General features: G+C 43.2%; 1 protein-coding gene. It reads right to left on the bottom strand.

The window, feature by feature from the left end; all coding sequences use genetic code 11:
* A partial coding sequence (locus FILTAD_RS15555) for a UPF0236 family transposase-like protein (RefSeq protein ID WP_203229734.1) occupies window positions 1-229 on the bottom strand: 229 nt, incomplete at both ends.

Genomic DNA, 229 nt, shown 5'->3' with positions numbered 1-229 from the left:
CTCCGTCACCGTTTATCACAAGAAAGTGGACAGCTGGATCGTATTCATATGTGTCCATTAAATATTGTTCGAAACCTTCCCAAAAAGGAATAGTTCCCTTGTGAATATAATGGCGTTTCGCAACTAAACTCGTGCGTTTTCCATTAACAATCCATCCCTCATGTACAGCTGCTATCTTTTCTTCGCGCCCGCGCGTTCTGCCTTTTTGCCTTTTTACATAGAGCCCATC

Source organism: Filibacter tadaridae (assembly GCF_900609045.1).
GTDB classification, from domain to species: Bacteria; Bacillota; Bacilli; order Bacillales_A; family Planococcaceae; genus Sporosarcina; species Sporosarcina tadaridae.
The sequence above is the reverse complement of the archived record's forward strand: the minus strand, read 5'-3'. Positions and strand labels throughout refer to the sequence as shown.